This is a genomic window from Reyranella humidisoli, from assembly GCF_019039055.1.
Taxonomy (GTDB): domain Bacteria; phylum Pseudomonadota; class Alphaproteobacteria; order Reyranellales; family Reyranellaceae; genus Reyranella; species Reyranella humidisoli.
In genome coordinates, this window is sequence record NZ_JAHOPB010000001.1 from 3,196,788 (window position 1) to 3,223,592 (window position 26,805).

At 66.2% G+C, this 26,805-nt stretch carries 22 protein-coding genes and 1 tRNA gene; 18 read left to right on the forward strand and 5 right to left on the reverse strand.

Features of this window, described 5'->3' with window-relative positions:
* Positions 1 to 65: 65 nt before the first annotated feature.
* Entirely contained in the window at positions 66 to 707 is a 642-nt protein-coding gene (locus KQ910_RS15570; protein ID WP_369408349.1) for an HAD family hydrolase, read from the reverse strand.
* A 178-nt stretch (positions 708 to 885) separates the two neighbouring features.
* On the opposite strand from KQ910_RS15570, the gene gyrA reads away from it, so the two are divergent.
* The 13 genes from gyrA to KQ910_RS15635 all read left to right on the forward strand — a co-directional run bounded on the left by gyrA (position 886) and on the right by KQ910_RS15635 (position 14,564).
* Positions 886 to 3,738: a DNA gyrase subunit A gene (gene gyrA, locus KQ910_RS15575; RefSeq protein ID WP_439653323.1), complete on the forward strand. Its 2,853-nt coding sequence runs from the start codon at positions 886 to 888 to the stop codon at positions 3,736 to 3,738.
* A 55-nt stretch (positions 3,739 to 3,793) separates the two neighbouring features.
* On the forward strand, positions 3,794 to 4,300 hold the full coding sequence (gene coaD, locus KQ910_RS15580) for a pantetheine-phosphate adenylyltransferase (RefSeq protein WP_216962059.1): 507 nt from the start codon (positions 3,794 to 3,796) through the stop codon (positions 4,298 to 4,300).
* An 87-nt stretch (positions 4,301 to 4,387) separates the two neighbouring features.
* A tRNA-Lys gene (locus KQ910_RS15585) sits at positions 4,388 to 4,462 on the forward strand.
* 28 nt (positions 4,463 to 4,490) lie between these two features.
* Positions 4,491 to 5,369, forward strand: coding sequence for an ABC transporter permease (locus KQ910_RS15590; RefSeq protein ID WP_229600417.1), 879 nt, complete (start codon positions 4,491 to 4,493; stop codon positions 5,367 to 5,369).
* Positions 5,347 to 6,159, forward strand: coding sequence for an ABC transporter ATP-binding protein (locus tag KQ910_RS15595; protein ID WP_216962062.1), 813 nt, complete (start codon positions 5,347 to 5,349; stop codon positions 6,157 to 6,159). Before KQ910_RS15590 ends, KQ910_RS15595 begins: the two co-directional genes overlap by 23 nt.
* A 6-nt stretch (positions 6,160 to 6,165) precedes the next feature.
* Positions 6,166 to 7,326 (forward strand): glycosyltransferase, encoded by a 1,161-nt coding sequence (locus KQ910_RS15600; protein WP_216962065.1) that lies wholly within the window; start codon positions 6,166 to 6,168, stop codon positions 7,324 to 7,326.
* Positions 7,323 to 7,706: an STAS domain-containing protein gene (locus KQ910_RS15605; RefSeq protein WP_216962068.1), complete on the forward strand. Its 384-nt coding sequence runs from the start codon at positions 7,323 to 7,325 to the stop codon at positions 7,704 to 7,706. The genes KQ910_RS15600 and KQ910_RS15605 overlap by 4 nt, the downstream gene beginning before the upstream one ends.
* A 32-nt stretch (positions 7,707 to 7,738) precedes the next feature.
* The gene (locus KQ910_RS15610) at positions 7,739 to 8,950 is read left to right on the forward strand and encodes a polysaccharide biosynthesis/export family protein (protein WP_216962071.1); all 1,212 of its coding nucleotides are present in this window, start codon (positions 7,739 to 7,741) and stop codon (positions 8,948 to 8,950) included.
* 94 nt (positions 8,951 to 9,044) lie between these two features.
* Positions 9,045 to 10,004 carry an HlyD family secretion protein gene (locus KQ910_RS15615; RefSeq protein ID WP_216962074.1) on the forward strand — a complete coding sequence of 320 codons (960 nt, stop codon included), beginning with the start codon at positions 9,045 to 9,047 and terminating at the stop codon, positions 10,002 to 10,004.
* A complete protein-coding gene (locus KQ910_RS15620; protein WP_216962077.1) occupies positions 10,004 to 11,281 on the forward strand; it encodes an ABC transporter permease in 1,278 nt (425 codons plus the stop codon). The genes KQ910_RS15615 and KQ910_RS15620 overlap by 1 nt, the downstream gene beginning before the upstream one ends.
* 2 nt (positions 11,282 to 11,283) lie before the next feature.
* Positions 11,284 to 12,000 (forward strand): ABC transporter ATP-binding protein, encoded by a 717-nt coding sequence (locus tag KQ910_RS15625; RefSeq protein WP_216962080.1) that lies wholly within the window; start codon positions 11,284 to 11,286, stop codon positions 11,998 to 12,000.
* A gap of 12 nt (positions 12,001 to 12,012) precedes the next feature.
* Entirely contained in the window at positions 12,013 to 13,257 is a 1,245-nt protein-coding gene (locus KQ910_RS15630) for a glycosyltransferase family 2 protein (protein ID WP_216962083.1), read from the forward strand.
* Positions 13,258 to 13,265: 8 nt separating this feature from the next.
* Positions 13,266 to 14,564, forward strand: coding sequence for a glycosyltransferase (locus KQ910_RS15635; RefSeq protein ID WP_216962085.1), 1,299 nt, complete (start codon positions 13,266 to 13,268; stop codon positions 14,562 to 14,564).
* A gap of 100 nt (positions 14,565 to 14,664) precedes the next feature.
* Here the strand turns inward: KQ910_RS15635 and KQ910_RS15640 are convergent, their stop codons facing one another.
* The 4 genes from KQ910_RS15640 to KQ910_RS15655 are packed head-to-tail and all read right to left on the reverse strand — an operon-like array spanning position 14,665 to position 19,956.
* Positions 14,665 to 15,627 (reverse strand): hypothetical protein, encoded by a 963-nt coding sequence (locus KQ910_RS15640; protein ID WP_216962088.1) that lies wholly within the window; start codon positions 15,625 to 15,627, stop codon positions 14,665 to 14,667.
* Positions 15,628 to 15,629: 2 nt separating this feature from the next.
* A complete protein-coding gene (locus KQ910_RS15645) occupies positions 15,630 to 17,036 on the reverse strand; it encodes a mannose-1-phosphate guanylyltransferase/mannose-6-phosphate isomerase (protein ID WP_216962091.1) in 1,407 nt (468 codons plus the stop codon).
* A 29-nt stretch (positions 17,037 to 17,065) separates the two neighbouring features.
* On the reverse strand, positions 17,066 to 18,757 hold the full coding sequence (locus KQ910_RS15650) for an FAD-dependent oxidoreductase (RefSeq protein WP_216962094.1): 1,692 nt from the start codon (positions 18,755 to 18,757) through the stop codon (positions 17,066 to 17,068).
* Entirely contained in the window at positions 18,754 to 19,956 is a 1,203-nt protein-coding gene (locus KQ910_RS15655) for a cyclic nucleotide-gated ion channel (RefSeq protein ID WP_216962096.1), read from the reverse strand. Before KQ910_RS15655 ends, KQ910_RS15650 begins: the two co-directional genes overlap by 4 nt.
* 94 nt (positions 19,957 to 20,050) lie before the next feature.
* Between KQ910_RS15655 and KQ910_RS15660 the strand changes: the two genes are divergently transcribed.
* Genes KQ910_RS15660 through KQ910_RS15680 form a run of 5 tightly spaced genes read left to right on the forward strand, consistent with a single transcriptional unit; the run spans position 20,051 to position 26,797 of the window.
* A complete protein-coding gene (locus KQ910_RS15660) occupies positions 20,051 to 22,129 on the forward strand; it encodes a hydantoinase/oxoprolinase family protein (protein WP_216962098.1) in 2,079 nt (692 codons plus the stop codon).
* A 10-nt stretch (positions 22,130 to 22,139) separates the two neighbouring features.
* A complete protein-coding gene (locus tag KQ910_RS15665) occupies positions 22,140 to 23,813 on the forward strand; it encodes a hydantoinase B/oxoprolinase family protein (RefSeq protein WP_216962099.1) in 1,674 nt (557 codons plus the stop codon).
* Between the two features lie 52 nt (positions 23,814 to 23,865).
* Positions 23,866 to 24,879 (forward strand): TRAP transporter substrate-binding protein, encoded by a 1,014-nt coding sequence (locus KQ910_RS15670; protein ID WP_229600419.1) that lies wholly within the window; start codon positions 23,866 to 23,868, stop codon positions 24,877 to 24,879.
* Complete coding sequence (locus KQ910_RS15675) at positions 24,876 to 25,460, forward strand: TRAP transporter small permease subunit (RefSeq protein ID WP_369408350.1); 585 nt, start codon at positions 24,876 to 24,878, stop codon at positions 25,458 to 25,460. The genes KQ910_RS15670 and KQ910_RS15675 overlap by 4 nt, the downstream gene beginning before the upstream one ends.
* A 32-nt stretch (positions 25,461 to 25,492) precedes the next feature.
* A complete protein-coding gene (locus KQ910_RS15680) occupies positions 25,493 to 26,797 on the forward strand; it encodes a TRAP transporter large permease (RefSeq protein ID WP_216962101.1) in 1,305 nt (434 codons plus the stop codon).
* Positions 26,798 to 26,805: the final 8 nt, after the last annotated feature.

Consider the following 26,805-nt stretch of genomic DNA (forward strand, 5'->3'; position numbering starts at 1 on the left):
GCTCGTCCCGTGAGGGACGGTCGTTTTCGGCCGCCGGCTCTCTCGCGGGCCGATGAAGCGGACCGTCATGCAGGAAAGCCCAGCGCGCGCAGCTCGGCGATGGTTTGCTCGGGCGAGCGGTGATGGATGCCGCTCATGCCGGTGGCGCGCGCGCCGTCGACATTTGCCAGGACGTCGTCGATGAAGACGGCATCCTGCGGCTTGAAGCCGCCGAGGCGGCACGTCAGGTCGAAGATCGCCGCGTCGGGCTTCCAGCAGCCGACATGGCCGGACACCACATAGTCGCGGAAATGCCTCACGAACGGATGCGTCGTGCGCGCCGGGCCGCGCAGCCAGGCGTCGAGGAAGCCCGGGGCGTTGGAGAGCAGGTAAAGCGGGACCTTGGCGCTGCCCAGCCGCTCGACGAGGGCCGTCGTCGGCTCGAACGTGTGTGCGAGCATCTCGTCGAAACGGTCGTAGTAGGCTGAGATCAGCGCCTCTTTGCCCGGATGGAGCGCCTGCAGTTCGCGCGTCGCGGTGGCCGGATCGCCGTCATAGTCCTGCCGCGTGTGCCACTCCCGCGTGGTCACCCTGGCCAGAAAATCCTCCATCTCCGCTTCGTGCGGGATCAGCTTCCGGTAGAGGTGGCGCGGATTGTAGTCGATCAGGACGCCACCCATGTCGAAGACGACTACGGAGGGGCGGGCAAGGGCACTTTCTGGGGGCAAATCACAGCCTTTCCCTGAGGTAAATTCGACAGGAATTTAGTCAATAAAATCAAAGTGTTAAAGGGGGCTTTCTCGGGCGATTTTTGTTGGTCTTCCGGGGCTTGTTTGCTAGTTTGCGAAATACCCCCGACGGAGCCTCCGGACGGGCTGCAAGAACGAGAAAAATTCCCAGGTTTCCGTGAGCGACGATACGACCCTGCCGCCGGTGCCGCCGCCCTCGGACGCGCCTCCGCCCCCGTCTTCTCCGCACGATATCGCCCCGATCACCATCGAAGAGGAGATGCGCCGCTCCTACCTCGATTACGCCATGAGCGTGATCGTCTCGCGCGCGCTGCCCGACGCGCGCGACGGGCTGAAGCCCGTGCAGCGGCGCATCCTCTACGCGATGAAGGAAGGCGGCTACGACTCGACGCGGCCCTTCCGCAAGTCGGCCCGCATCGTCGGCGACGTGATGGGCAAGTATCACCCGCACGGCGACAGCGCGATCTACGACGCCATGGTGCGCATGGCGCAGGACTTCTCGATGCGCCTGCCGCTGATCTCGGGGCAGGGCAATTTCGGCTCGATGGATGGCGATCCGCCGGCGGCGATGCGTTACACCGAGGCGCGTCTCGCCACGGTCTCGGAGACGCTGCTCGAGGACATCAACAAGGACACTGTCGAGTTCCAGCCGAACTACGACGAGCGCGAGAGCGAGCCGACGGTGTTGCCGGCGGCCTATCCGAACCTGCTGGCCAACGGCGCCGGCGGCATCGCGGTGGGCATGGCGACCAACATCCCGCCGCACAATCTCGGCGAGCTGATCGAAGCCTGCCTCGCGCTGATCGCCAATCCCGAGCTGACCGTGCCGCAGCTCATGGAATACGTGCCGGGTCCTGATTTCCCGACCGGCGGCATCATCCTCGGCCGCAACGGCATCCGGGCCGCTTTCGAGCTCGGTCGCGGCTCGATGATGATGCGGGCCAAGACCAACATCGAGCAGAAATCCGGCGGCCGCGAGTCGATCGTCGTCACCGAGATTCCATACCAGGAGAACAAGGCCCGGCTGCACGAGCGCATCGCCGAGGTGGTGCGCGACAAGAAGGTCGAGGGCATCTCCGAGATCCGCGACGAAAGCGACAGGGACGGCGTGCGGCTGGTCATCGACCTGAAGCGCGACGCCATGTCCGACGTGGTGCTCAACCAGCTCTACCGCTTCACGCCGTTGCAGACGAGTTTCAGCGTCAACGCCCTGGCGCTCGACGGCGGCCGCCCGAAGCTGATGAGCCTCAAGGAGCTGCTCGAGGCCTTCATCCGCTTCCGCGCCGAAGTGCTCACACGGCGCACCCGCTTCGAGCTCAACCATGCGCGCGACCGTGCCCATGTGCTGGTCGGTCTCGCGATCGCCGTCGCCAATATCGACGAAGTGATCGAGATGATCCGCCGCTCGCCCGATCCGAACGTGGCGCGCGAGCGGTTGATGGCCAAGGACTGGCCGGCCACCGACGTGAAGCCGCTGATCGACCTGATCGCCGAGCCCGGCCGCGAAGTGTCGGCCGAGGGAACCTACCGGCTCTCCGAGGTGCAGGCCCGTGCGATCCTCGAGCTGCGACTGCAGCGCCTGACCGGGTTGGAGCGCGACAAGATCGCCGAAGAGCTGACCGAGGTCGCGAAGCTGATCGAGGGCTACCTCGAACTTCTCGGCGATCGCGACAAGCTGTTCGCGCTGATGGCCAGCGAACTGGTCGAGATCAAGGAGAAGTACGCCACGCCGCGTCGCACCCAGATCCTCGACAACGAATTCGAGCAGGACATCGAGGACCTGATCCAGCGCGAGGACATGGTCGTCACCGTGACCCATGGCGGCTACGTGAAGCGCGTTCCGGTCTCGGCCTATCGCGCCCAGCGCCGCGGCGGCAAGGGCCGCTCGGGCATGGCCACGCGTGAGGACGATTTCGTCTCGAGCCTGTTCGTGGCCAACACGCACACGCCGGTGCTGTTCTTCTCCAGCCGCGGCATCGTCTACAAGCTCAAGGTCTGGCGGCTGCCGCTCGGCGCCCCGCAGGCGCGCGGCAAGGCCTTCGTGAATCTGCTGCCGCTCAGCGAGGGCGAGACGATCAGCACGGTCATGCCGATGCCGGAGGACGAGGCGAGCTGGGCGACGCTCAACGTCATGTTCGCCACTGCGCGCGGCGGCGTGCGGCGCAACGAGCTCGGCGATTTCGTGAATGTGAACCAGAACGGCAAGATCGCCATGAAGTTCGAGGGCGAGGATGCCGGCGACCGCCTGATCGGCGTCGGCGTCTGCAGCGAGGACCAGGACGTGCTGCTGGCGACGCGGCAGGGCCGCGCCATGCGCTTCCCGACCGACAAGGTTCGCCTGTTCGCGAGCCGCAACTCGACCGGCGTGCGCGGCATCGCGCTGGCAGAAGGCGACGAGGTGATCTCGATGTCGCTGGTCGATGCCGGCAAGGGCGTCACCAGCGAGGAGCGCGACGCCTACCTGCGCCAGTCACGCGCCGAGCGCCAGGCCGAGAACGCCGTGGACGCCGGCGAGGCGGCCGTGGATGCGCCGGAGGAGGAGACTCCCGCGGGCGAGGAGGCGGCTGCGCCGCCCGCCACGCTCTCGCCGGAGCGTTTCGCCGAGCTGAAGACCAGGGAGGAGTTCGTGCTCACCGTGGCCTCGTCCGGGTTCGGCAAGCGCACCTCCGCCTACGAGTACCGGGTGACCGGCCGCGGCGGAAAGGGCGTGGAACTGATGAGCCTCGCCAAGGGCGGCGAGATCGTGGCGGCGGTACCGGTGCTCGACACCGACGAGATCATGCTGGTGACCGACGCCGGCACGCTGATCCGTTGCCCGGTGGATGGAATTCGCATTGCCGGGCGTGCGACGCGCGGTGTGCGCATCGTCAACGTGAGCGACGGCGAGCGCGTCGTCACGGCTGTGCGGATCGGCGAGGACGATGCCGGCAACGGCGCAAATGGCGATAGCCAGCCCGAGCCGGAGGCCGGAACGGAGCAGGACTCCAGTTCCGAAACAAACGGTGGATAAGGACGGATCGTGTCGCTAAGACTTCGCCGTCGCAGTCTGCGCACAAGGGGGAGACATGGCCGTAGAACGCACCGGGGTATATCCGGGCACGTTCGATCCCATCACGAGCGGGCACATGGAAGTGGTGCGCCGCTCGCTGCGGCTCGTCGACAGGCTGGTGATCGGTCCGCACATCAACGTGGGCAAGGGACCTCTGTTTTCGCTCGAGGAGCGGATGGAGATCATCAAGGAAGACATCGCGGATTTTCCACAGGCCGACCGCGACCGCATCACGGTGGTGCCGTTCGAGGGGCTGCTGATTCACTTCGCGCGCGACGTGAATGCGTCGGTCATCATCCGGGGACTCCGGGCGGTTTCGGACTTCGAGTACGAGATCCAGATGGCCAATATGAATGCCCGCATGGAGCCTGCGATCGAGACCATCTTCCTGATGGCCTCGGACCGGCACCAGTTCATCGCCTCGTCGCTGGTGAAGGATATTGCCCGGCTGGGGGGGGACACGTCCCAGTTCGTGTCCAAGAAGGTGTTCGAGCGTCTCAAGGCGAAATTCGTCAAGAAGTGAGGCCGGAACAGGCCTCGTTGACCATCGGCCCCTTGCACTTTATATGGGCGCCGCGCGGCGGAGAGGCCCGCGGCGCGGAACCGGAACGAGCCCGTAGCTCAGCGGTAGAGCATCTGACTTTTAATCAGAGGGTCGTGGGATCGTACCCCACCGGGCTCACCACTGGACCCAAGAAGGAGAAGAACGGCTCATGCCGTCGGTGAAAGTCGTCAACGGCAAGCAGATCGTGGTCGAGAATCTCGGTCCGATCGAGCGTGTCAGCAGCTTCTTCGCGCAGCCGTTCGTGCGGATGTGGCACCATCGCGACCTGATCGCCGCCATCCTGCGGCGCGAGGTTCGCGAGCGCTTCAAGGGGTCGATCGCCGGATGGATCTGGGCGATCATCGCGCCCCTGCTGATGATCGCCGTCTATACGTTCGCCTTCACGACGACGCTTTCCCTGCCGGTGGCCGACGGTACCGACGGCAAGCAGGTCAGCTATTCGCTCTTCATCTTCAGCGGCCTCATCGTCTTCAGCTTCTTCTCGGAAATGGCTTTCCGGGCGCCGATGCTGCTGCACGAGTACACGCACTTCATCAAGCAGACGATCTTCCCCAGCGACATGCTGCCGGTGATCTCGACCCTGCGCGCCACCGCTTACACGCTGATTTCCGGTGCGGTGATGCTGGTGTTCCAGCTGGCAATGACCGGCTCATTGCCGTGGACCGTGCTGCTGGTGCCGCTGATCTTCATCCCGTTCATGGCGTTCCTGATCGGCATGTCGTGGTTCCTGGCGGCATTGGGCGCGTTCACGCGCGATGCCGGGTACCTGATGATCACCATCGTGCCGCTGTTCATGTTCGCGACACCGATTTTCTACTCCCACGCCGGGCTGCCGCCGCCGTTCAACTTCTGGATCTACGCGAACGCTCTCACCGGCTTCGTCGAGGTGATGCGCGACGTGGTCCTGTTCGGCAAGCTGCCCAACATGATCGTGTACGGGTATACCCTCGCGATCTCGGTTTTCAGTTTCTATTTCGGCTACTGGTTCTTTGACAGGTATCGGAATGTCATCGTCGACGTCCTCTGAGATCGTCGTCGAGGCCAAGAACCTCGGCAAGGCGTTCCAACTCTACGCTCATCGCAACGACTGGTTGAAGCAGGTCCTGCTCGGCTGGTGGAAGGCGTACTTCAAGCCCTTCTGGGTGCTGCGCGACATCAGCCTCGAAGTGAAGAAGGGCGAGAGCATCGGCATCCTCGGTCGCAACGGCTGCGGCAAGTCGACCCTGCTGCAGGTGATCTGCGGCATGACGCTGCCGAGCCATGGCGAATTGCGGGTCACCGGCCGCATCGCACCGGTGCTGGCGCTGGGGTCGACCTTCGACATGGAACTGTCGGGCCGTGAGAACGTCCTGATCGGCGGTGCCGTGCTCGGCCTGAAGCGCAGCGAGGTCCTGCGCAAGTTCGACTCGATCGCCGAGTTCGCCGGCATCGGCGAATACATGGACCAGCCGGTGAAGCACTACTCGATGGGCATGCGCACGCGCCTGGCCTTCTCGATCTGCGCCCATGTCGAGGCCGAGATTCTCGTCGTCGACGAGGCTCTGTCGGTCGGCGACGCCGCCTTCCAGCGCAAGTGCCTCGACTGGATCGACAACTTCCGCAAGACCGGCACGCTGCTCTTCGTCTCCCATTCGATGGCGGAGGTGCGCCGTCTGTGCACGCGCGCCATCTGGATCGAGGAAGGGCGCATCCGGGAGCAGGGCGACCCCAACGACGTCATCCGCTCCTATCACCGCGCCCTGCTGGTCGAGAAGGACGACGTCCAGCGCTTCTCTTCCGGGAACGCCAAGCAGGCGCAGGCTGCTGCGGGCGAGTGATCCGGCATGGAGCCGGGGACCCTGGCGTGGCTCGGCTTCGGCTGGTGGGGACTTGGCACGGTAATCCAGTGGGTAAGCGCGGGACTGGCCCGGACGCCTAGGAAGACCGCCGCCGGCGGCCGCTACCGGGCGCAGGATTTCAGCATCGTGGCGCCGATGGCCGGCGCGGAAGACGCGACCGCCGCCTACGTTCAGGCGCTGCGGCGGCTGGCCGACGCCGGCGCGGAAATCCTGATCTGCGTGGCCCGGCCGGACGATGGCGCCGTGGCGCCGATCCGGGCGCTGTGGCCCGATGCACCCGTTCTCGTCGGCAACGACGACACCTTCAATCCCAAGATGAACAACGTGCGCAAGGGGCTGGAGGCCGCCGCCCGCCCGGTCGTGGCGCTCTGCGATGCGGGCATCGGGCTCGACCTGGACGATCTGCTGCGGGCCGCGGCCCCCCTGGCGACCGGGACGGGGCTCGTGCTGGCGCTCAAGGCGGCCGAAGCGCCGGGAAGCTTCGCGGCCGAGGTCGAACGCGCCTATATCGACGGGCACCAGGCGCGGTTCCTGTTCGCCGCCGATCGACTCGGCATCGCGGTCGCGTCCGGTGGCGTCACGCTCATGACCCGTGAAACGCTCGAGGGCATCGGCAACTGGCGCGGCTTCAACCGCTGGATCGCCGACGATTATTCGGTCACCCGCTCGGTGCGGGAACTGGGCCTCGAAACCTGCCTGGGCGCTGTCATGCCCCGGCTGCCGCTCGGCAGGCGGTCGTGGTCCGCGGTGTGGCGGCGCCAGGTGCGCTGGGCTCGCACCCGCCTGCGCCTGCCGGTCTGGCCGCTCGTGCTCTGGGAGCCGGCAATCGGCTGGGCGGCCACGGGCGGGGCGGGGACGATCGGCCTTCTCGGGTTCGGGGCGAACGCCGTGGTGATATCTGCCGGATGGGCAGTCCATACGGTCGGTTGGCTCCTCGCCGAAAAATGGTTCATGACGGGGCGCGGCTTGTCGTTCGGGATGCGGGCGGCGGCCGCCGCCCTCCTGCGCGAGGCACTGGCGCCGGTTCTCATCGTCAGTGCGCTTTGGGGCCGGACGATTTATTGGCGGGGGACCGATTTGGGCGGCCAGTGGCGGGAAACCTCCAGGGAGCCGACGAGGGATGCCGCTTCGGGGAAGTCCGTATGAGTAGTTTGAATCGCAAACAGCCGATCTCGACCGTAATGCTGCCGGCCAAGGTCGATTCCGTGACCGTGGCGTCGGTCGAGGTGATGCTGGTGGCCGCGCTCCGGCCCGGCGCGCGGGTCATCGTCGACGGCAGCCAGGTCACCTACATGAGCGCCGCGGGCGTTCGCACCTTCGCATCGGTCCTGCACAAGGCGGCTGAAGTCGAGGCTCGAATCGTTTTCTGCCGCTTCACCGGTGCGGCGTGGGACTGTCTGCTGGTCAGTGGTTTCTCCGAATTGCTCGAGATCGCGCCAACGGTGGAGGAGGCCTCGGCGCGATTGGAGAGGGAGCCACCACATGTTGGTGGGGAAAGCTTGCACCGGCGAGGCGCCACAGGTTAATTAGCGGTTGGACTGAGCGACTTATCAATAGGTTGGGGCATGGCGCGGTACTCAGTGCGGCGACTGTTCCGGACGGAGATCGGGATTTGACAATTTGGAGCTGGCTGCGCGCCGCCGCGCGACCTACCGCAATTGTCCTCAGCCTCGGTTTTGGCCTGGCGGCCTGCACCGCGTTGCCCGGCGACGGTCCTTGGATGGGCGGCGCGGCGACGACAACGACGGAAGCCCTTCCGTTCGACGTGATCGATCTCACGCCGACCACCATCGCCAACTATCGCCAGCCGCCGCCCGTCGACCGTCCGTCGACGGTGAGCAATCTGTCGGCCGGATCGCGCATCTCGGTGGCGCCCGGCGATGCCATCAAGGTGCGGATTTTCGAGCCCTACGAAGGCAGCATCTTTCCGACCATCCAGCGGCCCGGCGCGGACTTCGGCGTCCAGCGCGTGACCGATGACGGCACGATCAACGTTCCCTTCGTCGGTACCGTGAAGGTCGCCGGCCTCGACCTCAACCAGATCGAGAAGAAGATCGCCCAGCAGGTCGCGACCTCGGGCAAGGCGCAGGACCCGCAGGTCATCGTCGAATTCGTTGCCGACCGGACGCACACCGTGATGGTGTCCGGCGACGTGCGGCAGCCCGGGCGGGTTTCCCTGCTGGAAGGAGTCCGGACCGTCGTCGAGGCGATCAACAAGGCTGGCGGCCCGTCGGGCGTAGGCGGGCAGGGCGGCACTGGTGTCGGCGCCAACCAGCTCGAAGTCGTGATGCGGCGCAACGGTCAGATCATTCTTCAGTCGCAGTATTCCGACCTTCTGGCCGGAGCCGACGTCGGCCTCCAGAAGAACGACGAGATCGTCGTTCGCCCGAATGCCCGCATGTTCACGGTGCTGGGTGCCGTGGTAAAAGCCGGCAACGTCGATATGCCCAAGCACACGATCAGCCTGCTCGAGGCGATGGGCATGGTCGGCGGCCTCAACGATGCCCGGGCAAACAAAACGGGCGTTTATGTGTTCAGAATGGGGGATTTGCAGAATAATCCCACCGCCCGGGCCCGCGTTTTCCGACTGGACCTTTACCAGCCGGTATCTATCTTCATTGCTCAGCAGTTCCCGGTGCAGCCGAAGGACGTCGTCTACATCACGAATGCCCCGCTCTACGAGTACGACAAGATCCTGACATCAATCTATCGTACATTCTCGATCGTGGGCGTCCTGAGAGGCAATCTGATCACCTCGACGACCTTCTAGAGGCCACCTTCCAACTAGGGGCAGCGTCCCCGGGCGTTTTTTGGTACTATCTATTATGGCGCAGGCAAGAAAGTTCACTTGGGGCGCCGCAGGGTTGGCCGCGTTCATCGTCATCGCGGGCCTGATCCTGTGGATGATGCCCAGCCGGCAGACCAGCAGTGCCCAGGATGGCCCCAGGCCCCTGCCGCCGCTGATTTCGCGTGGCTACACCGATGCGCCCTCGGGTACCGCCCTGATCGCCGGCGATCCGGCTGGCGGCGGCGTGCTGATCGAGCTCAAGGTGACGGACGGCCAGAAGGTGAAACTCAACGACGTCATCGCCGTCCTCTCGAATTACCCTAAGGCCGACATCGCCGTGCGCACCTCGGAGGCGGAACTAGCCAAGACCGAGAAGGCCCGCGAGGCGATGGTCAGCGGCTACCGCAAGGCCGAGATCGCCATGCAGGAGGTCGTGGTCAAGTCGGCGGTCGAGGAGAACAAGCTCAAGGTCCTCGAAATGCAGCGTTCCGGCAAGCCGCCGGACCAGAAGCAGCTCGAACTGAACATTTCGCAGCAGAGCCTCGAGCGTGAGCAGGCCAAGTTGCGCATCCAGAAGGAAACGCTCGAGAGCGACCTCCAGCAGAGCAACAACGACATCGCCATCATAAAGGCGAAGCTCGACAACGCCCGCAGCACGCGTGAGCAGGCCCTTGTCCGCTCGCCGCTCGACGGTATCGTGATCCAGATCTACACGCGCCAGGGCGAGCGTATCTCGCCGAACGGCATCGCCAAGATCGTCGACCTCTCGCAGTTGCGCGTTCTGGCTGACGTCGACGAGCTGAATGTCGGCCGTATCGCCGCCGGTGGAAAGGTCGAAGTGACGTTCCGCGGCAGTCCGACCGTCTACGCGGGCACGATTTCCCGGGTGGCGCCGACCGTGAAGCGGATGCAGCGCATGGAGCCCGACGGCGGTTCCTCGACCGATGCTCGTGTCGTGCAGGTCGAGATCCAACTCGACGACCCGTCCAGCATGCCGCAGGTCCTGGGCCGCGAGACTCGCGTCACCTTCCTCTGATGGCTCTCACGCTGCCAGCCAATCCGTCGTCGCGGCCGCGGCGGTGGTTCCAGTGGCGGCCCAGCTTCTCGCTGAAGCGGCTGAGGGCGGCCGCCGTCACGGCGACGAGCATGCCGCTGGGTTCGCAGCAGTTGAAACGGCAGCGGACCAGCACGCTGCTGTCACTGGCGGGCGTGACGGCAAGCCTCCTCGTCATCTTCGCGCAGCTCGGCATCGAGCGCGCCGTCTACGATTCGGCAATTCGCCTCCACCGGTCCGTCGTGGGTGACCTCGTCCTGGTGCCCTACGGCTTCAAGTCGTTGCAGCTGCATGCCGAGGTACCGGCGTCGATGACCGACGTCGTGTCGGCCAACCCCGCCGTCACCAATACGCTTCCGTTCTGGTTCGGCGTCATGTCCATCAAGCATTCCGGGATGGATTCGGGCCGCCGCATCGCCTGGTATGCCGTCGATGTCGAGCGCCCGGCGATCGACGTGCCCGGGCTGCGGGATAACCTCTACCGGCTGCGCGAGGCGCGCCGGCTGCTCTACGATCGCGAATCGCGCCCCTATTTCGGCGACCTCGCCGATCAGGTCGGTCCCGGCAAGCCGGAGTTCCAGGTGCTGGGCCCCCCCGACAATCGCGGTCTTCTCCGCCAGCTCTTCGTCGTCGGCACGTTCGCGCTCGGCCCCAACGTGCTGAACGACGGCTCGATCATCATGTCGGAGGACACGATGGCAGAGGTGTTCGGCTCATGGTGGTCGGACCGGCCGGCCTTCATCGCCGTCCAACTCGCCAAGGGCTCCGACGTCGACGCGGTCCGCAAGGAACTGAACACGGCCCTCGCGGGACGTGGCGAGGTGCTGACCCTGCGCGACTTCGAGAAGCGCGAGCGCACCTATTGGTCGCGCGAAACGCCGGTCGGCTACATCACGGATCTGGGTTTCGTGATGGGCGTGATGATCGGCATGGTCTTCATCTACTACGCCCAGTACCAGATCATCCGCTTCTACCTGCCGGAATACGCCATCCTGAAGAGCCTGGGCTACGACTGGTGGTTCTTTCTGTTCATGATCGGACAGATTGGCGCGGCGATCATCACGCCCGCCTTCCTCGTCGCCTTCACGCTGGGCCGGTTCGTCTACGGCGCGACCGAGGCCGCCATGCATCTCGGCATGACGATGGGCCTCAGGGAAATGGTCGTCGCCCTTGTCGCCTGCATGATCATGACCGTCGTTTCCAGCCTGTTCGCCATCCGCCGCCTGTGGCGGGTCGACCCCATCATGCTGTTCGAGTGACCATGACGACCGACACACATGGCTTCGGACCGCCCGTCGTCGAAGCGGTCGACGTCCATCACCACTATGGCGAGGGGCCGCAACGGGTCGACGTGCTGTTCGACATCAACATGCAGGTTCGCGAGGGCGAGTTGGTGATCGTCACCGGCCCGTCGGGATCGGGCAAGACGACCCTGCTCACCATTCTCGGGACCATGCGCAAGCCCTCCGAGGGCAAGCTGCGTCTGCTCGGCACCGACATCGTCGGCCTGAACGGCGCCAGCCTCGACGAGCTGCGCAACCGCATCCGCTTCCTGTTCCAGAAGCGCAATCTCCTGTCTTCGCTTACGGCGCTGCAGAACGTCATTGCCGGCGTTTCCACGACACCGCTGGCCGATCCCGCCTGGGACGAGCGGCGCGCCCGCCATCTGCTCACCATGCTGGGCCTGGGCGATAAGGCGGCCTCCTGGCCCGACGAACTGTCGGGCGGCCAGCAGCAGCGCGTGGCCATCGCCCGCACCATGATCGGGTTGCCCGACCTCATCATCGCCGACGAGCCCACCTCGGCGCTCGACCGCGTGTCGGGCCGGCTGGTCGTCGACCAGCTGAAGGACCTCGCGCTGCGCGCCAAGTGCGCCGTGGTCCTGTCGACCCATGACGAGCGCATCTTCGACGTCGCCTCGCGCCGCCTTCATATCGAGGACGGCCGCTGCTTCGAAGTTCCCATTCACTATCACTGAGAGCAGCGGCCCATGCTGCTCTTCCTGATCGATCTGCTCGTCCTCCTGTGCCTTGCCGCGCAGGTCGCGATCGCGGCCTACTTCCTCTACCTGGTCTACTGGCTGTTCGAACTGCCACGGGCTGAGAAGCCCGCGCCCGCCCTGCCGGCGGAGCTGCCGCGCGTGCTGGTGCAGGTCCCGGTCTACAACGAGCCGCTGGTCGTGGAGCGGTCGATGGCCGCGATGGGCGCGCTCGACTGGCCGCGCGACCGGCTGACCATCCAGCTCCTCGACGACAGCAACGACATCACCTCCGACATCGCAGCCCATGCCATCGCGCGCCTGCGCAAGGCCGGCATCGACGCCCATCACGTTCGCCGCAGCGATCGCGGGGGCTTCAAGGCCGGCGCCCTCGCGGCCGGGCTCGCGCTTGACGACGCACCCTACGTGGCAGTTTTCGATGCCGATTTCGTGCCGCCGCCAGGCTGGCTGAAAGAGGCGATGGCCGCGATGCTGGCCAATCCGCGCGCCGCCTTCGTGCAGACCCGGATCGAATGGGGCAACGGCGAGCGCAACTGGCTGACGCGCGCCCAGCGCCTGATGCAGGACGCACACTTTGCCGTGGAGCAGGATGTCCGTGCCCGCCGCGGCGTGCCGTTCCAGTTCAACGGCACCGGCGGCATCTGGCGCCGCGCCGCGGTCGAGGAGGCGGGCGGCTGGTCCCACGACACGCTGTCGGAGGATCTCGATCTCGTCCTGCGCACCTATCTCAAGGGCTGGACCGGCGTGTTCCTGGTCGACACGCACGTGGTCGGAGAGCTGCCGCAGAAGGTCGAGGATTTCGGCGCCCAGCAGAGCCGCTGGTCGAAGGGTTTCGTGCAGGTTGCCCGCAAGCTGTTGGGGCCGATCTGGAGATCCGCCTGGCCGACCGAGGCCAAGCTCACGACGACCGTCGCGCTGGGCCAGCAGCTCATCTTTCCGCTGCTGGTGGTCGGCGCGCTGGCGTTGATCGTCTCGATCATCGGCCACGGCCGGCTGCTCGGCATCTTCCGTTTCGGCCTTTGGCTGTGGCTCGCGGGCATGCTGGCGGTATTGTTCGGCATGACCTGGGGGGCCTACCGCAAGCTGAAGCGGGGCGGCACGGCGCGCTACCTGGTCACGGCTGCCAGCGTGCCGGCGCTGATTGTATACCTCGCCGTCGCCAATGCCGCCGCGATCGTCGGCGCCGGCTTCGGCAAGAAGACCGAGTTCAATCGCACGCCCAAGACCGGCACCTGAAGACAACGATGGCAATTCTCGCGACCTTCGCTCTCCTCTTCGCTGCCCTGTTCGCGGTCTGCTGCCTGCTGCTGGCCGCCTTCATCGGCAGCCTGCTGTACATGGTGGTCCTCCATCATCGACTGAAGGAGGCTGGGTTGCGGCGCGAGGAAATGCTGCTGTCGACGCCGCTGCCGGCCGACGCCGACCTGCCGCATGTCGTGGTGCAGATCCCGTCCTTCAACGAGGGGGCGGTGGTCCGGCGCGGCGCGGAGTCGGCGGCCGCACTCGACTGGCCACGCGACAAGCTGCACATCCAGCTCCTCGACGACAGCACCGACGAGACGGCGGAGATGGTGCGCCAGGTCGCGGCCGAGCTGCGGGCCAGGGGCTTCGACGTAGTGGCGCTGCAGCGCACCGACCGCAGCGGCTACAAGGGCGGCGCCCTGCACGAGGCGATGCAGAAGACACCGCACGATTTCTTCGCCATCTTCGACGTCGACTACATTCCGCCGACCGACTTCCTGCGCGTCTGCATGCGGCCGTTCTTCGCCGAACCCAAGACGGCCTTCGTCCAGGCGCGCTTCGACTTCCTCAATCCGCACGAGAACGCGCTCACCGAGATGCAGATGGTGACGCTCGACGCCCATCTCGGCATCGAGCAGGCGACGCGCTGCTGGGCGGGTCATCCGCTTCCCTTCAACGGCACCTGCGGGATCTGGCAGCGCGCGGCCATCGACGCGGGCGGCGGCTGGAAGGGCGACACCGTCACCGAGGATCTCGACCTCACCTACCGTGGCTGGGTGAAGGGCTGGCGCGCGCTGTTCCTCACCAGCGTCGGCGTGCCGGGCGAACTGCCCGCCGACACCAAGACCTGGCTGCGCCAGCAGCAGCGCTGGCAGGACGGGTTCCGCCACGTCTCGATGCGCATGTTCCCGGAGATCCTGAAGAGCCGCGACATCACCCCCTCGGCCAAGCTGGCGGCGCTGCTGCATCTGTGCATGGCGCTGAACCAGCCCGTGCTGCTGGTCGGCGTGGCGTCCGGCATCCTGGCGGGACTGCTGGCGCCGTCGCTGGTGCCGCTTCTGCTGACGCTGTTCGTGATCACCGTGGCCTGGGTGCTGGTCTGCGCGACCACCTTCCTGCGGGCCGGCCACAATTTCATTCGCGGCGGCGAGATCCCGCCGCTCGAGTTCGGCGTGGTGCTGATGCGCTTCGTCGGCGGTCAGATCGCCACCGTCGTCCGCTCGTTCGGCGTCCATTTCAGGAAGATGTTCAGCAAGCCCAAGCCGGTCGTCTTCGACCGCACGCCCAAGCGCGGGAACTGACGCCAGAACGCTGTCTCATTGGAGCGCGCCACTCCAGTGGCGCTCATGATCATGATTGCGCCACTGGAGTGGCGCGCTCCGATGATGGTATTCGTTGCAGTTAAGCCAGCACGCTTTCGCGCAGGAGCGGGTGATGAGCACAGCGCAGGCCGCCGCCCAGCCGGATCGGGCCGTCGAAGGGCAGAGGAATAACGTCCATTCCCCGGGCTCGCAATTCACCGATTACGCGAACATTGTCGGCATCAGCCATCATGCGGCCCTCATCGAGGATAAGCCCATTGGTGGCAAGCCGCGTGGCCTCGTCGACCGATACCGGAATTTTGTCCCATTCACGCAGTGTCATGGGGAGGCCGTCGATTAGCTTTTCCGGGCAGTAAATCAGGAGGCCCGGCCTGACGAGGGCAAGGGCGCAATCGAGGTGCAAGACGTTCGACTTCATCGCCACAGGGATCACCCTGTACGGTGGTCCCAGCAGCGCCTGAAGCCAATCGGCTCCGGCCAGGTCGGAAGCGCACCCCGATATGCCGACATACACCTCATGGCCGTTGAGGAGGGTGTCGCCCCCCTCCAGATAGGGACCGTCGACGCAGTTGGGAGAGCCCAGGGGGGCAGTCGACCACCGCGCGCCGCACTGCTGCACCATTTGCTGGATGACGGCCCGCAAGCCGTAGCGTTCCCGCTGGCGGCAGATCAGCCGCAGCGAGGCGTCGATCACGTGATCGCCAACGACGATCATGGGATCGCGCGGAAAGAGTTGAAGCCCTTCACCATTGGGGGCGAGGAAAGTCCGCTCCAGCCCGGCCAGCCGCTGCGGCCGATGAACCGTCACACCCTCCCGTGCCAGCCTTTCGGCAAAGGCATCGACCTGCCGTTCGCAGCTCTTTGCCCAGTCGGGATCAATGTCGATAAGGCGGCGCCCGGCATGACGACGCGAGAACTCCGCGACCTCAGGTGTCATCCAGCGGGCCGACTCTTCATAGAAGACGACAAAATCCTCGGCCGGCGAGATGCCGACCACGGCCTCCCGAAGCCTGCCCCATTCGTGGTGAGCGCCGAAGATCATGGTCACACCCGGGCGTAGATGTCTTCGTAGCGGACGATGTCGTCTTCCTCGACATAGTCGCCGGTCTGCACCTCGACGACTTCGAGGAGCTCGCTGCCGGGATTGGCGAGGCGATGGACGCCGCCGATCGGAATGTAGGTCGACTCGTTCTCGTGCAGGGTCATGACCTTGCCGTCGAGCGTCACCTCCGCGATGCCTTTCACCACGACCCAGTGCTCGGCGCGGCGGTTGTGGCTCTGCAGGCTGAGCTTGGCGCCGGGCTTCACCGTCAGGCGCTTGGCGCGGAAACGCTCGCCGCGGTCGATGTCCTGGTAGCTGCCCCAGGGGCGGTGCATCACGGCATGCTCGGTGGCGGCACGATGCTTGCCGTCGGACATGCGCTGCACGACATCCTTGAGGCGCGGGAGATTGTCGCGATGACCGACCAGCACGGCATCGTTCATCGACACCACGACGACGTCCTCGACGCCGATGACGGCCGTGAGCGGGCCGTCGGAGCGGATATAGGAATTGCGCACATGGTCGATTTCGACCGGACCTTCGGTGACGTTGCCCTCGCTGTCGGCCTGGCCGACGTCGAGCAGCGCGTCCCAGGTGCCGAGGTCGGACCAGCGGAAGCGGGCGGGGACGACCCAGCACTTGTCGGTGCGCTCCATCACGGCGTAGTCGATCGACTTGGCTGGCGCCTTGGCGAAGGCTTCAGCGTCGAGGAACACGGTCGAGCCGATCTTCTTCGCCTTGGCGACGGCTTCCTCGGCTGCGGCGGCCATGGCGGGCTCGAAGCGCTTCATTTCCGACAGCAGCAATTCGGGCGCGAACAGGAAGTTGCCGCTGTTCCACAGGAGCCCCTCCGCGATGTACTGCATGGCCGTCTGGGCGTTGGGCTTCTCGACGAAGGCCGCGACCTTCATCACCGGGCCGATCCGCTCGGTGCCGGGACGGATATAGCCATAGTCGGTCTTGGGCTCCGTCGGCGGGATGCCGAAGGTGACGATGCCGCCTTTCTCGACGGCCGCGAGCCCCTCCCGGCAGCCGGCGAGGAACTCCTCGGCGCCGATCACCAGATGGTCGGAGGCCAGGGCGAGTACGGCCTTGGCGCCCAGCCCGCTCGTATAGGCGGCGGCGGCGGCCATGGCGGGTCCGGAATCCCGACGCGACGGCTCGACCAGGATGTCGATCTCGATGCCGATCTCGCGCGCCTGGCTCTCGCACATGAAGCGGTAGGCGTCGTTGGTCGCGATCACCGGCTTGCCGAACAGGCTGCGGTCGGCCACGCGCAGCAGGGTCTGCTGGAAGGTCGACTGCTTGCCCAGGAGGGGCACGAACTGCTTGGGCATGCTCTCGCGCGACAGCGGCCACAGGCGCTTGCCGGAGCCTCCGACGAGGATAACGGGCGTGATGAGCGACATTGCGACAGCTTTCGTTGCCTGAGGGGCCTTCAGCGGGCGGCTTCTGCGGCCGCGTGCCGGGCCGCGATATAGCCGAAGGTGAGGGCCGGGCCAATGGTGATACCGGCCCCCGGATAGGTGCCGCCCATGACGCTGGTCATGTCGTTTCCAGCGGCATAGAGGCCCCGAATGGGCGCACCCTGGCTGTCGAGGACCCGGGCATGGCCATCGACCCGCAGGCCGAGGAAGGTTCCGATGTCGCCCGGGATCAGCTTCATCGCATAGAAAGGGCCGCTTTCGAGCGGCGCAAGGCAGGGATTGGGCGTGTGCGTAGGGTCGCCGTTGAAGCGGTGATAGGCGTCGGTCCCTTTGCCGAAATCGGGGTCCTCGCCGCGGCCGGCATTGACATTGAAGTGCCGGATCGTCTCTTGCAGCACATGTGAATCGACGCCGATCTTCGCGGCCAACTCGGCCCAGCTTCCCGCGCTCAGCAGGTAACCGTTGCGGATATGGGCGCCGAGCGGCAGCGGCGCGGGGCCGATGGCGCCCATGCCGTAGCGCCGGATGGCGCGGTGGTCGCAGAGCAGCCAGCAGCTCGTCTCGCCGCGGTCGCGGCAGGCCTCGACCATCGCCGGGACGAAGTCGTGATAGGAGGCCGATTCGTTGGCGAAACGCCGGCCAGCCGGATCGACGGCGATGTAGCCGGGCTTGCCGCGCTCGTAGAAGTGCGGGAACGGCAGCGTCTTGCCGTCGGGTTGCGGCACCAGCGAGACCGGGACCCAGGCGGCGGGATAGGCCACGTCCTCGGCCAGCGCGCCGCCGGCCGACTGGCCGAGCCGGATGCCGTCCCCTCGATTGCCCGGCGGCGGCGCCGAGCGATGGGCGTGGCCGTCGCGGACATGGCCGTAGTAGCGGCTCTTCAGTTCGTCGTCGGCCGGGAAGCCGCCACAGGCCAGCACGACGCCCCGCCGCGCATGGATTTCCTGACGCTTGCCCTCGCGCTGCACGACCGCGCCGGTGACGGTGCCCTCGCGCTGGACCAGCTCGACGACCGGACTGTCCAGCCACAGTTCGATGCCGCGCTCCTCGGCGGAGAGGGCGAGGGCGGCGATCAGGCCGTTGCCATTGGTGAGGCGCGTGCCGCGATCGTGGTTCAGCCGGTCGACCGCATAGCGCACCGTCATGCCCGCGACGTGCAACGCAGATCGCGCCGAGCGCGTCATCTTGAACACATGGGGCAGGTCGTTGCGGCCGAGCATCATGCCCCCGAACGCCATCATCGTGCGGAGCGGCGCTCGCAGCTGGTCGAACCGCTTGCCCAGCCGCCGGCCATCGAACGGGAGCGGCAGCAGCGAGCGGCCGCCCTGCGCCGCACCGGGCTTGGTCGGATGATAGTCGGCCCAGATCGGCACGGCCTCGTAACGCACATGCGTGTTGTTCTCGATGAATTCGACGGCAGGGTTGCAGTTGTCGAGGAACGCGCTGGCCAGTTCGAGGTTCAGGCGATTGCCGGCCTCGTGCTGAAGATAGGTGAGCGCGTCTTCCTTGGAGTCGGCGATGCCCAGCGCGCGGCCATGCCGGTTGGCCGGAATCCAGATGACGCCGGCCGAATAGGCGGTCGTCCCGCCGAACTGCCTTTCCTTTTCGACCATCAGCACATCGAGGCCGGCATGCGAGGCCGTGAGAGCGGCGGAGAAACCGGCGGCGCCGGATCCGACGACCAGCAGGTCGGTTTCGATCATGAGTGGGATCCCCCAGCGCCGCCGGACTGGCGCTCCAGATTTTCATCGCGGCGTCGCCGCGCTTCGCTCTCCAGCGCCTCGGCGAGGGCCGGGATGTGCGAGGCAATCTCGTAGAAGTCGCTGGCGTAGAGGACCAGCAGGGTGGTTGGCTTGACCGTGGCGATGGAGGCGGTGCGCGGCTGGCGGTTCAGCAGGGACATCTCACCGAAGAAGGCGCCCTCACCGAGGCGCACGGTGCCGCCGGTCGGCAGGCGAACCTCGACTTCGCCGCTGGTGATGAAGAACATCGAGTCTCCCGGGTCGCCCCGCCGCAACACCGTCACGCGGGCGGGGTAGTAGCGGGTGCGCAGCTTGCCCACGATCTCGGACAGGGTGACCACGCCCAGCGAGGTAAAGATCGGCACGCGCGCCACCTGGTCCCAGACCCGGAGATATTCGCGTCGCCGTTCCTCCTGGGCGAAGCCGGTGGCCAGGACGCCGGTCATCAACGCCAGCACCGCGATGCCACTGATCATCAACAGCGAACCAATGATCCGGCCGATGGGCGTCAGTGGCACCACGTCCCCATAGCCGGTCGTTGTCAGGGTGACGACCGACCACCACATGGCGTTGGGCAGGGTACCGAACTGCTGGGGCTGGCCAGCCCGCTCAGCGATGTGGGCACCGGTTGCGGCCGACATGAGCAGGATCGCGAACACGATCAGCACGCTGGCGATCGGCGCGCGCTCGTTGGAGATCACACGCGCCAGCGTGCCGAAGGCTGGCGCGTGCAGGCCGAGCTTCAGGATCCAGAGAATGCAGAAGATCGAGGCGGCGTCGGCACCGATGATGCTGTAGCCGCCGGCCAGCATGACCGCCGGCATGACCGCCAGCAGGCCGATCAACCCGGGTAGGCTGGTCGCCCAGCGCAGTCGCGCCTTGAAGGGCGACGCGTCGGTCATGTGGAGCAGTTCCGGCGCCACCCAGAGCCGGGCCGCATATTCGAGCAGGAAGAAGACGGTCACACCCCAGATCGCGGCGCGCAGGATCGCGCGGGGAGGGGCGAGCAACTCGTCGATGGACAACAGGATCACGGCGAGCAGGCCGATGGCGAGCACGGCCAGATGGATCGTCCGCCAGCGCCGGGCGCCGGGAGTGGGGTCGGAAGGACGCAGGAGGTCGAAGACCTGCGCGCGGAGTGTCTTCTCTGCAGCGGTCACGGAAGGACCATAGTCGGGCTGGCCTGCGAATTGCAACGCGGGGACGCCCGGTCTACCGTGCCGGTCTCTCCCGGATGAAGAGGTTTGCAACAAGGTGGTCAGCGATTTGCGCATTGCCGTCGACATCGGCGGCACGTTCACGGATGTCGTGTTGGAAGAAGGAAACCGTCGGATAACGCGCAAGCTGCTGACGACACCCCAGCGCCCGGAGGAGGCGGTCCTGGACGGCATGCGTCTCATTCTTCGGGATGCGGGCAAGGGCTTCGCCGACGTCACGGTTTTCGTCCATGGCACCACGCTTGCCACCAATGCCATCATCGAACGCCGCGGCGCGCGTACCGCTCTGATCGCCACCGAGGGCTTCCGCGACGTCCTCGATATCGCCAACGAAAGTCGCTACGACCAGTACGATCTCTCAATCGAGAAGCCGAAGCCGCTGGTGCCGCGCGCCCTGCGCTACACGATCCCCGAGCGCATGGACGTTCATGGCAAGGTCCGGCTGGCACTCGACGAGGGCGCTGTGAAGGCGCTGGCCGCGACGCTCCGGATCCAGGGCATCGAGAGCGTGGCCGTGGCCTTCATGCACTCCTATGTGAACCCCGCACACGAGCGCCGCGTGCGCGAAATACTCAAGGCTGAGTTGCCGGACCTCCGGGTGACTCTGTCGAGCGAGGTCTGTCCCGAGGTCCGCGAGTACGAGCGCACCTCGACGGCCGTTGCCAACGCCTACATCCAGCCGCTGATGGATTCCTATCTCGCTCGCATGCAGGCGGCCCTGGCCGAGGGGAAGTTCACCGGCACGATCTACCTGGTGACGTCGGGCGGCGGGCTCACTGCCATCGAAACGGCGCGGCGCTTCCCGGTGCGGCTGGTCGAATCGGGCCCGGCCGGCGGCGCGATTTTTGCTGCGGGCGTGGCGGCGCGCGCCGGCGAGAAGCGTGCGCTCTCCTACGACATGGGTGGCACCACGGCCAAGATTTGCCTGATCGACGACTACCAGCCGCACACCGCGCGGCTGTTCGAGGTCGACCGTGCAGCCCGCTTCCTCAAGGGCTCCGGCCTGCCCGTGCGCATCCCCGTGATCGAGATGGTTGAGATCGGCGCGGGCGGCGGCTCGATCGCCAGGCTCGATGCGCTGAAGCGTGTCACCGTCGGACCCGAGAGCGCCGGCGCCGAGCCCGGCCCGGCCTGCTACGGACGCGGCGGCCGGCATCCCGCCGTGACAGACGCCAATGTCGTCCTTGGCACGATCGATCCCGCGCATTTCGCCGGTGGCTCGATCGCGCTCGATATCGACGCGGCTCGTGGCGCCGTCGAGCGTGACGTAGCCGAGGGCATCGGCCTTTCCACTGAAATGGGCGCCTACGCCGTCTACGAGATGGTGTCGGAGAACATGGCGAGTGCAGCACGTGTGCATGCGGTGGAGCGAGGCTCTGTCGTGAACCAGTACACGTTGATCGCCTTCGGCGGCGGCGCGCCGCTCCACGCCGCGAGAGTAGCCGAGAAGATTGGCGTCCAGCGCGTGATCGTTCCGCCCAATGCCGGCGTCGGTTCGGCGGTCGGCTTCCTCGCGGCGCCGGTGTCGTTCGAGCTCGTGCGCAGCCGCTACATGCGCCTCGACGCGTTCGATGCGGCGGGGGCCAGCGAGCTTCTTGAAGAGATGAGCCAGGAGGCGACGGCTCTGGTGGCGCCGGGCGCACGCGGCCTGCCGACCTTCGAGCGGCGCGTCGCCTTCATGCGCTATGTCGGCCAGGGCCACGAGATCATGGTGACGCTGCCGCAGCGGTCGCTGACCGTGGGCGATACGGATGCCCTGCGCGAAGCCTATGAGCGCGACTATGGCGTCCTGTTCGAGCGCCACATCCCCAACGCGGCCATCGAGATCCTGAGCTGGTCGGTTCAGGTCTCCACCGAGGCCAAGCAGCCTGAGCTGCAGGGCAAGGCGGGCAGCGCCCCGGTGCCCCAGCCGGTCGGCCGGCGGCCGGTGTTCGACGGCCGCAGCGGCAAGACCGCCGACGTGCCCGTCTATCGCCGGGAAAAGCTGCCGCCCGGCAGCGTCTTCGCCGGACCGGCGATCGTGGCCGAGGACGAGACCTCGACCTACATCTCGGCCAGTTTTGCCGCGCATATCGATGCGTCCGGCTGTATCGTCATGGAACGCAAGGACGCGTGAGGAGCAACCCATGAGCCAGTCCAACAGCGTCGGCCTGATCGACCTGCAGATCATGTGGAACCGCCTGATCGCGGTGGTGGAGGAGCAGGCGCAGACGCTGATGCGCACGGCCTTCAGCCCGATCGTGCGCGAATGCGGGGACCTCTCAGCTGGCGTCTTCGACCTGCAGGGCCGCATGCTGGCCCAGGCCGTGACCGGCACGCCCGGCCATGTGAACTCGATGGCCGAATCGGTGAAGCACTTCCTGCGTTATTTCCCGATCGAGACGATGAAGCCGGGCGACGCCTACATCACCAACGACCCCTGGATGGGCACCGGCCATCTCAACGACTTCGTCATCACCACGCCGTGCTTCCGCAACGGCAAGCTGGTGGCGCTGTTCTCCTGCACCAGCCATCTGATGGACATCGGCGGCATCGGCTTCGGTCCCGACGCGACCGACGTGTTCATGGAGGGGCTCTACATCCCCATGCTGAAGCTGTTCGACCAGGGCAAGACCAACGAGACGCTGATGGCGATGATCCGCGCCAATACGCGCCAGCCGGTCGACACCGAGGGCGACGTCTACTCCCTGGCCGCCTGCAACGACGTCGGCGCTCGCCGGCTCGTCGAGATGATGGACGAGTTCGAAATCGACTCGCTGGACCAGCTCGGCGACCATGTCATCGCCCGCTCGCGCGAGGCGGTGCTGGCGGAGATCGCCAAGCTGCCCAAGGGCACCTGGCACAACAGCATGACGGTCGACGGCTACGACGAGCCGGTGACCCTCGAGGCCACGCTGACCATTTCCGATACCGGGATCCATGTCGACTACAGCGGCACCACGGGCGTGTCGCGGCGCGGGATCAACGTGCCGCATGCCTATACGACGGCCTACACCGTGTTCGGCCTGGGCTGCGTGGTCTCCACGCACATTCCGAACAATGCCGGATCGCTCGAGCCGCTGACCGTGTCGGCGCCGGAGGGCTGCATTCTGAACGCGCCGAAGCCTACCGCCGTCGCCTCACGCCACGTCATCGGCCAGATGCTGCCCGACGTGACCTTCGGCTGCCTGCGCCAGGTCGTGCCGGACCGCGTGCCGGCCGAGGGCACGTCGTGCCTGTGGAACATCAACGTGCGCGGGCGCGTGAAGGGTGGCGAGGGCGGCAACTACGGATTTGGCATGGCCATCACCTCCAACGGCGGCACCGGTGCGCGTCCCGACAAGGATGGCCTGTCGGCCACCGCCTATCCCAGCGGCGTGCGCGGTACGCCGGTGGAGATCGCCGAGACGCAGACGCCACTGATCTTCTGGCGCAAGGAATTCCGTCCCGATTCGGGCGGCGCCGGCCGCACGCGCGGCGGGCTGGGGCAGATCATGGAGATCGAGAGCGGCATCGACGAGCCGTTCGACCTGCTCGCGGCCTTCGACCGCATCGACTATCCGGCGCGGGGGCGCGACGGTGGCGGCGACGGCGAGGCGGGCGTGGTGGCGCTCAAGTCCGGTCAGCCGCTGAAGGGCAAGGGCTTCCAGCTGATCCCGCCGGGCGAACGGTTGATGGTCCTGACGCCGGGCGGTGCCGGCATCGGCGTGCCGCGCGACCGCGATCGCACGCAGGTCGCCAACGACTTGGCCGACGGCCTGATCACGAGCGAGACGGCCGAGAAGATTTATGAATTCAAGCCGCCGCAGGCAGCAGAGTAAGGCAGCGGCTGGATACGGGGACGGGTTCAACCTGATCACAATGGGGGTTTCGATGAAGCTTGGACGCAGGAATGCCTTGAAGGCGGGCGTGGGTGTCGGTGCGATGGCAATGGTCGGCGCGCCGGCCGTGGTGATGGGGCAGGCGGCCCTCAAGCTGCCGCTGGCGACGGTTTGGCCGGACGGCAACTTCCACACGGTCAACGTCAAGCGCTTCGCCGAAGAGGTGAAGAAGGCGACGAACGGCGCCGTCGACATCGACGTGAAAGCGGGTGGGCAGCTCGGCTTCAAGGGCCCCGAGCAGATGCGGGCGGTGCGGGACGGCCTCGTGCCGATGGCCGACATCCTGAACATCCAGCAGATCGGTGACGAGCCGATCTTCGGCATCGAGGGCATCCCCTTCATCTCGAACAACATCGAGGAGCTGAAGGTACTTCACAAGTACATCCGGCCCGAGTTCGAGAAGGTGCTGCAGAAGAACAACCAGACGATGCTCTACACGGTGCCGTGGCCGACGCAGTACCTGCATCTCAAGGTCAAGGCTGAATCGCTCGATGCGCTCAAGGGCATCAAGATCCGCGTGCCCGACAAGAACGCCCAGGAAATGTGCAGCGCCATCGGCATGGCGCCGGCGCTGATCCCATGGGGCGAGACCATCGCGGCGCTGTCGTCAGGCGCCGTCTCCGGCGTGTCGACCTCGTCGGTGTCGGCCGTCGACGGCAAGTTCTGGGAGTTCCTCAAGTTCTTCCACCAGACCAATCATGCGTGGTCGTCGGAGATCGTCACGATCAACAACGACACCTGGAAGAAGATCTCGCCGGCCAACCAGAAGATCATCGTCGACCTCGCCAAGAAGCTGGAGCCGGAGTTCTGGGCCTCGTCGCTGCAGGCCGACAAGGATAGCAACGCCAAGCTGATCGCCGGCGGCATGCAGCTCGTGATCCCGTCGGCGGCGATGACGGCTGATCTGCAGAAGAAGACCGCGCCGATGATCGCCGAGTTCTACAAGCGCGTCCCGGCGGCGGAGAAGCCGATCAAGGCCTACCTCGCCGAGATGAAGCGCGGGTGAGCGGCCACGGTCCGAATCCCAACGCGGGCGCGCCGCAGCCGCTGCGCGCCTTCCTCGACGGGATCGACGTCCTGGGTCGTCTAGATGGCTGGATGGGCGCCGCCTGCCTGGTGGCGCTCACCTGCCTGATGCTCGGCGAGGTGCTGTTGCGCGCCCTGTCGGACATCTTTCCCTGGGTGCCTTCCGATATTCCGGTCGCCTGGGAGTACAGCTCCTACCTGATGGCGGCGGCCTTCACCTTCGGCGCTGCCATGACGCTGCGGGCCGGCGGTCATATCCGCGTCACGCTGGTCGTGGCGCGGGTGTCGCCGCAGGTGCGGCGCTGGATGGAGACCGTCCTGGCCGCGCTCGGGGTTGCCTTCTCCGGCTATCTCGCGGTGGCGATGGTGAATTTCACCTGGCGCAGCTTCACGTCGGACCAGGTGTCGATTTCGAGCGCCACGCCGCTGTGGATTCCCCAAGCCCTCGTGACGTTCGGCATCATTCTCCTGGTGATGCAGTTCGTCGCGCGTTTCTTTCAGGCCCTGTTCGGCCTGCCGCTCGAGGACGTGAACATGCGGGCCGGCTCGGTCGCCGAATGACCGTCGAATGACCTGCGCGTGAGTTAGCTGCGATGCTCGAAATCGTCATCACCATGTTCGTCGTGCTGTTCGCCTTCCTGGCGGGCGGCCTGTGGATCGGCTGGACGCTCGCCGTCACCGGCACCGTCCTCCTGGCGGTCTTCCGCGACATCCCGCTCGACAAGCTGCTCGCGCAGTACACCTGGAACATCCTGACGACCCAGGAACTGCTGGCCCTGCCGCTGTTCATCATCATGGGCGAGATCCTGTTCCGGACGCGGCTGTCGCAGACGCTGTTCCGAGGCCTGTCGCCGTGGGCCGCGCTGCTGCCGGGGCGCCTGCTCCACGTGAACGTCATCGGCTGCACGATCTTCGCGGCGATCTCCGGCTCCTCGGCGGCGACGACCCAGGTGGTGGGCCGCATCTCGTTGTCGGAGCTCCTGAAGCGCGGCTACTCGAAGGATGTGGCTGTCGGGTCGCTTGCCGGCGCCGGTACTTTGGGCTTCCTGATCCCGCCCTCCAACATCATGATCATCTACGGCGTGCTGGGCGACGTTTCCATCGCCAAGCTCTTCACCGCGGGCTTCATTCCGGGTGTCCTGCTCGCCGGCGGCTTCATGGGCTGGATCATGCTCCATACGGCGCTCAAGCCCGAGCTGATCCCTGCGAGCGAACGCAAGGTGCGTGTCGCCACGCCCGCCGAATTCCTGACCTCGATCCGCGAACTGGGACCGGCGGTCTTCCTGATCCTGTGCGTGCTCGGCTCCATGTATGGCGGCCTGGCAACGCCGTCCGAAGCCGCCGCGGTGGGCGTGCTGGGCGCGCTGGTCGTGGCCGGCATCCAGCGGGAACTGCCGCGAGCGGCCCTCAAGGCGATCGCCATCGGCTCGGTGCAGACCTGCGCCATGATCGCGCTGATCGTGCTGGGTGCCTCGATCCTGGGCAGCGCCGCGGCCTTCCTCGGTATTCCGGCGGCGGTCGCAGAGTTCGTGAAGAGCCTCGGCCTGTCACCGTTCATGCTGATCGTAGCGCTGATCGTCTTCTACCTGATCCTCGGCTGCTTCCTCGACGGGTTCAGCATGATCGTGATGACCCTGCCGATCGTCATGCCAATCGTGAAGGCCGCCGGGTTCGATCCGATCTGGTTCGGTGTGTTCCTCGTGCTGGTGGTGGAAATGGCGCAGATCACCCCGCCGGTCGGTTTCAACCTCTTCGTGATCCAGGGCCTGACAGAAGACGGCCTGGGCTACATCGCGCGCGTGACCTTGCCCTATCTCGCGATCATGGTCCTGTTCACGATGCTCATCGCCGTTTTCCCCGACATTGCCCTCTGGCTTCCGCGCTACCTCAGCAGCTAGTCTGCCCC

Excerpts from the sequence above, each read along its gene's own strand:
- coaD (WP_216962059.1), top strand. The coding sequence starts at position 3,794 with ATGGCCGTAGAACGCACCGGGGTATATCCGGGCACGTTCGATCCCATC.
- KQ910_RS15590 (WP_229600417.1), top strand. The coding sequence starts at position 4,491 with ATGCCGTCGGTGAAAGTCGTCAACGGCAAGCAGATCGTGGTCGAGAAT.
- KQ910_RS15595 (WP_216962062.1), top strand. The coding sequence starts at position 5,347 with ATGTCATCGTCGACGTCCTCTGAGATCGTCGTCGAGGCCAAGAACCTC.
- KQ910_RS15600 (WP_216962065.1), top strand. The coding sequence starts at position 6,166 with ATGGAGCCGGGGACCCTGGCGTGGCTCGGCTTCGGCTGGTGGGGACTT.
- KQ910_RS15605 (WP_216962068.1), top strand. The coding sequence starts at position 7,323 with ATGAGTAGTTTGAATCGCAAACAGCCGATCTCGACCGTAATGCTGCCG.
- KQ910_RS15620 (WP_216962077.1), top strand. The coding sequence starts at position 10,004 with ATGGCTCTCACGCTGCCAGCCAATCCGTCGTCGCGGCCGCGGCGGTGG.
- KQ910_RS15625 (WP_216962080.1), top strand. The coding sequence starts at position 11,284 with ATGACGACCGACACACATGGCTTCGGACCGCCCGTCGTCGAAGCGGTC.
- KQ910_RS15630 (WP_216962083.1), top strand. The coding sequence starts at position 12,013 with ATGCTGCTCTTCCTGATCGATCTGCTCGTCCTCCTGTGCCTTGCCGCG.
- KQ910_RS15635 (WP_216962085.1), top strand. The coding sequence starts at position 13,266 with ATGGCAATTCTCGCGACCTTCGCTCTCCTCTTCGCTGCCCTGTTCGCG.
- KQ910_RS15640 (WP_216962088.1), bottom strand. The coding sequence starts at position 15,627 with ATGATCTTCGGCGCTCACCACGAATGGGGCAGGCTTCGGGAGGCCGTG.
- KQ910_RS15645 (WP_216962091.1), bottom strand. The coding sequence starts at position 17,036 with ATGTCGCTCATCACGCCCGTTATCCTCGTCGGAGGCTCCGGCAAGCGC.
- KQ910_RS15650 (WP_216962094.1), bottom strand. The coding sequence starts at position 18,757 with ATGATCGAAACCGACCTGCTGGTCGTCGGATCCGGCGCCGCCGGTTTC.
- KQ910_RS15665 (WP_216962099.1), top strand. The coding sequence starts at position 22,140 with ATGAGCCAGTCCAACAGCGTCGGCCTGATCGACCTGCAGATCATGTGG.
- KQ910_RS15670 (WP_229600419.1), top strand. The coding sequence starts at position 23,866 with ATGAAGCTTGGACGCAGGAATGCCTTGAAGGCGGGCGTGGGTGTCGGT.
- KQ910_RS15680 (WP_216962101.1), top strand. The coding sequence starts at position 25,493 with ATGCTCGAAATCGTCATCACCATGTTCGTCGTGCTGTTCGCCTTCCTG.